Annotated in this window: 1 pseudogene; it reads left to right on the top strand. The window is 54.1% G+C overall.

Going from position 1 to position 279, the window contains the following annotated elements:
- A pseudogene (locus tag ACYP03_RS25885) lies at nt 1-279 on the top strand (molybdopterin molybdotransferase MoeA); the annotation flags it as partial.

The following is a 279-nucleotide window of genomic DNA, read 5'->3' on the forward strand; positions in this document are numbered from 1 at the left end:
GACTTTGGCGGGTCAGTCGTTTGCCGGTACTCCTTTCGACGGTACATGCCAATCAGGCCAGTGCATTCGTATTATGACCGGTGCTGAGCTTCCTGCTGGAACGGATACCGTGATCATGCAGGAAGAGACTGAAGCTATCGGTGATCAAATCCGCTTTCTGGTGAAACCCAAAGCCGGAGATAACGTCCGTCCGATTGGCGATGACATCAAACTCGGCGAGGTTGTCGTTGCCAAAGGTCACAGGCTGTCAGCACGAGAGCTCCCGCTGATCGCTTCACT

Source organism: Photobacterium sp. R1 (assembly GCF_054600795.1).